5 protein-coding genes and 2 pseudogenes are annotated in these 5,896 nt (G+C 70.2%); 6 read left to right on the top strand and 1 reads right to left on the bottom strand.

The features are described from left to right. Positions 1-197 precede the first annotated feature (197 nt). Both J1M37_RS06570 and J1M37_RS06565 read left to right on the top strand, forming a co-directional pair. Positions 198-641, top strand: a complete 444-nt coding sequence (locus J1M37_RS06570; RefSeq protein WP_036384369.1) for a DUF3151 domain-containing protein — start codon at positions 198-200, stop codon at positions 639-641. Between the two features lie 8 nt (positions 642-649). Beyond that, entirely contained in the window at positions 650-1,291 is a 642-nt protein-coding gene (locus tag J1M37_RS06565; protein ID WP_087115174.1) for a thymidine kinase, read from the top strand. A 178-nt stretch (positions 1,292-1,469) separates the two neighbouring features. Here J1M37_RS06565 and J1M37_RS06560 read toward each other — a convergent pair whose 3' ends face one another. After that, positions 1,470-2,792 carry a TIGR00366 family protein gene (locus J1M37_RS06560; protein ID WP_206452355.1) on the bottom strand — a complete coding sequence of 441 codons (1,323 nt, stop codon included), beginning with the start codon at positions 2,790-2,792 and terminating at the stop codon, positions 1,470-1,472. Positions 2,793-3,144: 352 nt separating this feature from the next. Here J1M37_RS06560 and J1M37_RS11530 point away from each other — a divergent pair. From J1M37_RS11530 to J1M37_RS06545, 4 genes and pseudogenes are all read left to right on the top strand, one after another. Next, positions 3,145-3,237, top strand: a pseudogene (locus J1M37_RS11530) (recombinase family protein); the annotation flags it as partial. Between the two features lie 175 nt (positions 3,238-3,412). Beyond that, positions 3,413-4,099, top strand: a complete 687-nt coding sequence (locus J1M37_RS06555) for a helix-turn-helix domain-containing protein (RefSeq protein WP_020626743.1) — start codon at positions 3,413-3,415, stop codon at positions 4,097-4,099. Between the two features lie 115 nt (positions 4,100-4,214). Then, a pseudogene (locus tag J1M37_RS06550) lies at positions 4,215-4,390 on the top strand (transposase); the annotation flags it as partial. A 93-nt stretch (positions 4,391-4,483) separates the two neighbouring features. Beyond that, complete coding sequence (locus J1M37_RS06545; protein ID WP_241250918.1) at positions 4,484-5,077, top strand: GNAT family N-acetyltransferase; 594 nt, start codon at positions 4,484-4,486, stop codon at positions 5,075-5,077. Positions 5,078-5,896 lie beyond the last annotated feature (819 nt).

The raw sequence follows: 5,896 nt of genomic DNA, 5'->3' as shown, positions 1-5,896 counted from the left end.
GGCGCGGGGTGGGTCATGGAGGCTCCTTCGACGGCATCGGCGGCCCGGCCCCGGGAGCGTGGGGCGGCGGACGGACGCTGCGCCTACGGTACCGGACCGTCCTGGACGCGGGGACGGCGACGGCGACCCGTCCGGCGTCCGGCGCCGTCGATAGACTCGGCCGCGACCGCATCGTCCGCGAGGAGAAGAGGCATCCCATGTCCGAGTCCCTGATCGGCAAGAACCTGATGGAGCCGCCGGCCACGCGCCTGCCGGAGGAGCCGGAGGTGCTTGCCCGGCTCGAGGCCGGTGACCTGCCCGAGGACATCGTGCCGGTGGCGCCCGAGTCCTCCCTGGTGTGGGCGCTCATGGCGGAGGACGCGTGGGCCGAGGGCCGGACCGTGGACTCCTATGCGTACGCCCGCGTCGGCTACCACCGGGGCCTGGACGCGCTGCGCCGGGCGGGGTGGCGCGGTGCCGGCCCGGTGCCGTACGCCCACGAGCCCAACCGCGGCTTCCTGCGCGCCCTGTACGCGCTGGGCCGCGCGGCCGCCGGGATCGGGGAGTCCGAGGAGGTCGAGCGCATCCGCACCTTCCTGCGGGACTCGGACCCCACGGCCGAGGAGCAGATTGAGGCCGACCAGGGCCGCGCCCGGGGCTGAGCGGAGCCGTGGCCAAGCTCTACTTCCGCTACGGGGCCATGAACTCCGGCAAGTCCACGGGCCTGCTGCAGGCCGCCTTCAACTACGAGGAGCGCGGCCAGCGGGTGCTGCTGGCCAAGCCGGAGGTGGACGTGAAGGGGGAGGGCGACGTCGTGTCCCGCCTCGGTGTGACCCGCGCCGTGGACTTCCTCGTCCCGGCGGGAGCGGACGTGCGGGAGCTGTTCCGCCGGCACGCCACCGGTGACGACCCGGACGCCCTCGTGGGGCACGTGGAGGCTCCGCCCGTGGCGTGTCTGCTCGTGGACGAGGCACAGTTCCTCGAGCCGGCGCAGGTGGACGACCTGCTGCGCATCGCCGTGCTCGACGGCGTCCCCGTGATCGCCTACGGGCTGCGCACCGACTTCCGCACCCGCTCCTTCCCTGGCTCCGCGCGGCTGCTGGAGCTGGCGCACTCCCTCGAGGAGCTGAAGACCATCTGCCGGTGCGGCCGGAAGGCGGTGTTCAACACGCGCAAGGTCGTGGACCCGACCACGGGCGCCGAGCACTTCGTGTTCGAGGGGGACCAGGTGGCGATCGACGGTGTTCAGGTGACTTACGAGTCTCTGTGCGGCACGTGCTACCTGGCCGAGTCCGGCGGTGCCCTGGGCTGAGGCGGCCATTGCCAGGCAACTGCCAGGCTGCGTGACGGCTGCGCCCATGCTCGGTTCGTACGGTGGAACCACTTCATCGAGGTGCGAGTGATGAAGGTGCGAGTGATGACAGGCGAAGGGCCCCGGTGATCCCGGGGCCCTTCGTCTGTCCTGCCACGTCCGGCATCGGCCGATCGGGTCAGAGCGAGACGAGCAGGAGCGTGCCGCCGAAGACGAGCCCCGACGCGAGCAGCACGACCGTGGTGTACCCCAGGATGTCGCGCATCTTCAGCCCGGCGATCGCCAGAAGGGGGATTGCCCAGAACGGCTGGATCATGTTGGTCCACTGGTCGCCGTAGGAGACGGCCATGATGGTGATGGCCGGGTCCACGCCGAGCGCGTCGCCGGCCTGGAGCATGATCGGGCCCTGCACGGCGAACTGTCCGCCGCCGGAGGGGACGAAGAAGTTCACGAGGCCCGCGGCCAGAAATGCCAGCAGGCCGAACGTCACCGGGTTCGAGATCGCCACGAAGGCGTCCGAGAGCACCGCCACCAGGCCGGTGGTCGTCATCATGCCGAGGATGCCCGCGTAGAGGGGGAACTGCAGCAGGATCTCGCCCACGTTGGACGCGGCCGACTGGGTGAGGCCGATCAGCTCGTGCGGGCTGCGCACCAGCAGCAGGATCAGCGCGAGGAAGGACCAGTTGACGATGTCCAGGGTGAGGGTGCCGCCGCCGACGAAGTGCATCACCAGATAGACCACGAGCATGGCGCCCACGAGGAGCGTGGGGACACGGGAGGCGTCGAGGCGGTCCGCCGGCGTCTCGATCTCCGGTGCGGGCACGGCGTCCTGGTCCCGCGCGTCGATCTCCAGCTCCACGATCCGGTCCCCGGCGCGCGGGGCGACGAGGAACAGGGCCAGGGCCACGACGAGCACGGTCACCACGGCGGCGGTGATGTTCCACCAGGAGAAGGTGGTCTCCGAGACCGGGACCCTCCGGCCGTCCAGGCTCTCCGTGAGGAACGAACCGGGGGTGGCGGCCGTCAGCGGGCCGGAGCCCGAGTACCCCATGTGCCACACCACGAACCCGGAGAACCCGGCGGCCACCAGCATCGGGAAGTGCAGGACCAGCCCGCGCTCACGGGCCTGCGCCGCGACCTCCTTGGCCAGCAGCGCACCGACCACCAGGCCCAGGCCCCACGTGATGAGGGAGGCCGCCGCCGCCACCACGAACACGAAGATGTAGGCGGCCAGGGGCGTGCGGGGAATGCTGGCGAGCCTGGCGAGCAGACGGCGCACCGGGCCGGTGTTCGCCAGGATGTGTCCGAGCATGAGCACGAGCGCCATCTGCGTGATGAACGCCAGCAGTCCGGACAGACCGTCACCCCAGCCCACGACGACGTCGGCCGGCCCGGCCGGAGTGAGCAGCAGGCACAGGGCTGCCACCGCGAACGTGAGCACGATGGTGAACACGAGCGAGGACGGGATGAACCGCTCCATCGTCGTGTTCAGCGGGCGCATGGCGCGGCTGAAGAACGTGCCCTCGCGGGCGGTACGGCCCGAGGGTCCGGGTGTGGGCGGACGTGTGGACGTGGCGGACATGAGGCTCCTGTTCAGGGTGAGAGGCCACGGCGAGAGTGATGTGGATCACTCTAGGCGCTCGATCGTCGTGGGCAGGGCCTGGGCCACGTCTCTGGCCGGGCGCTAGACGACGAGAGTGCGTCGGCGGTCGATTCCCCAGCGGTCGACGACGTCGTGGCCCGGCTCGGCCGGGTCACCCGGAATCTGTACGCGAGCGTGGACGAGCTCACCGACAAGGGATGCACCGTACGGGTCTCGACCGAGTGGGATCACGGTGCCCAGGCCCGGCACTTCCCCCGTAGCCGGACTCATGCTCGGCATCAAGGCCGCATTCGCTGAGTTCGAGCGTCGAAGGATCAAGGAGCGTCAGGCCGAAGGGATCGCCCCAGGGTGTGTTGCCCCCTTCCAGGCGCTGCTGTCGATGGCCCTTCCGTCTCCGCTCTGGTGGAGTACGGCTCTGGTGAGAGGGCCACGCGCTCTCGGTGCATGGCATGACAGGGTCTCAAAGTCAGGGCTCCCCGGGCATGCATGAACAGGTCCGGCTCCGGTACTCTTCTTGCATGACTCTTCTGACGGTGGGGGAGGCCGCCGAGCGCCTCAAGGTCTCCGACCGCTATGTGCGGCGCCTCGTCGAGGACGGTGATGTGCCGGCCCGCCGCCTCGGAGAATCCTGGTTCATCGATGAGCGTGCCCTGGCCCGTCGTGCCCGCAGGGCGCCGGGTATCGGCCGCACCTGGGCTCCGCGGACCGCCTGGGCCGCCGTCGACCTCCTTGCCGGAGGAAACGGACGGGCCTTCCTCGACCAGCCGCGGATCTCCCGTCTGCGCTCCCGGCTGCGAACGCTCACCGCTGCCGAGATGCACCGACTGGCTGAGAACAGGGCCCGGCCCCACCGGTTCCACGCCTCGCCTCGAGCCCGAGCCAAGCTCGCCGACGTTCTCGTGCCCTCGGGGGTGTCCGCCCTGGATCAGTCGGATCTCGCCCGCCGCTTCGGGCTCGCCGCTGTCGAAGGGAACCAGCGGGAGGAGGGCTATCTGCTCGGCGACCTGGAGGCTCTCCAGTCGCGGCTCCGCCTCGACGCCTCGGCGGCGGGGGAAGTGGTGATCCGACACATACCTGCCCCCGTGGATCCCTCCGCCCTGCTTCGCACTGAAACAGTCGTGGCGCTGGACCTCATGGACTCCGACGACGTCCGTGAGCGGGCCGCCGGGCGAGAGGCCCTCGATCGACTGTTGCATCGTGTCTGAGCCGCGTCACCTGAGCGTGGAGGACCTCCTCGGATGTGAGGCGGGCCTCGGCGCTGGAGATGGCCTAGGGCGTGTCTGAGAATGGCTCCAGGGACCCGCTGAGATCCGGGGAGCCATGTCCCGGTTCCAGGTCGTCTTCGACGCCCGATCGGAGCTGATCGCCCCGCTGCTCCAGATCGCACGGGCCGGCAGGGCCGGCCCTTCTCGGATGCCCGCACGATGGTCGAAGCGATCATCTGCCGGTGCAGGTGCGGGACTCCGTGGCGGGATCTGCCCGAGGTCAACGGGCCCTGAGAGGCCGCGTGGATCTGACATCGACGCAGGGTGTGGGCACTGGTCTGTCCGGGGGCTGACTCGAGGACTTTTGTTCGTACCCTGTCTGTCATGGCCACCCCTCTCCTGGAGCTCGCCGCGAGTCGAGGCGTCTGCTTCCCGCTGCGAGCCCGCCGGCTGACCCTCACCCCGTTCCGGGGTCTCGATGCACCCGCCGTGTGGGGCTTCTGCCGTCTCGAGCAGGTGTGGACGTGGACCTCGGGCCGTCCGGAGAGTGAGGGCGCGCTGCGCGAGTCCTACCTCGGGGCGGGGGACCGCCTCACCGTGCGGGCCGGAGACGTCATCGTCGGTGTCGGGAAGGTCGCGGTGCAGGACGCGTGGAGTCAGGGCGGCCCGCGGGAGGAAGCCCGGGACGCCCAGGCCGAGCTCGGCTGGACGATCGATCCGCGCCAGGCGGGGCAGGGCTATGGCACCGAGCTTGCGCGAGCCCTGCTGGGCTTCGCGTTCGACGATCTGGGTGTGCGGCGCGTGGAGGCTCATGCCTTCGCGGACAACGCTCCGAGTCTGCGCATCATGGAGAAGGTGGGGATGCGTCACGAGGGCACGTTCAAGGAGGAGTCTCTGCATCTCACGCGCGGCTGGGTGGATGGCGCCACCTACGCGATGCTCGCCTCGGAGTTCCATTCGCCCCTTACGCAGGAGTGATCCCGGCGGCCACGACCGCATGATCTGCCGCTCCGCCTCCGAGGGCCGTGTGCCAGCAGGGGGCTGTGAGCGGGGTGGGGAATGAGCGTGAGTGGCGGTGGCGCATCGGTGTGGCGTCTCCCCTGGTGGGTTCGGCTGGTGTGTTCGCGGGGCTGCGGCAGGATCTGGGACTGGGGTGGGGTTTGACGCTGGTGGCCGTCACGGCCCTCGGGGCGATGCTCGCCTTGCGAGGGGTGCATCACCGGGTCGAGGCGGAGCAGGCTCGCCGCAACGTGTTTGACGCCGGAGCCGGCTCCACCGCGTGGGTGATGCTGCTGATGGGGGCCGCGGTCATTCCGGGGCTGGTGCTGAACGCGATCGACGACGCCGGCGTCCGGGCGGTCGTGGCCGGTCTGCTCGGCGCGGTTGTCGAGATGCAGCGAAGAGTTCACACGACGCGCGGTGAACTCTTCGCATATCAGGCGGGATCCGGTCGGCGTGAAAACTGGGTGTCCAGGTGGGCGCCCCCGCGGGCCCCAGGGATCGCCAGAAACGTAGGGGCGGTTGCCGCTCTGGCGGGTTGGTTGTGGCGAGTCATGTGGCGGGCGGACAGGGCCGGAGGTAGCGCACACGACGCATGGCGGGACCCCTCGCCACAAACGACCGATAAAGGCAGTGGCCCATCGCCGTCCTTAGCGGGGGCGCGTCTCTCGGTGTGGCTTGCGCCGCTATATGGCGGGGTTCTGTCGGAGCTCAGTGGCGGCCTCCAAGCACGCGGGCAAGAGGGCGCTGCGAGTGAGGCTCACGTTCCGCAAGCCGATCCTTCACCGGGACAGCGGC

This window comes from Micrococcus sp. KRD012, from assembly GCF_017168555.1.
Taxonomy (GTDB): domain Bacteria; phylum Actinomycetota; class Actinomycetes; order Actinomycetales; family Micrococcaceae; genus Micrococcus; species Micrococcus luteus.
This window is presented reverse-complemented; position numbering and strand designations above follow the sequence as displayed.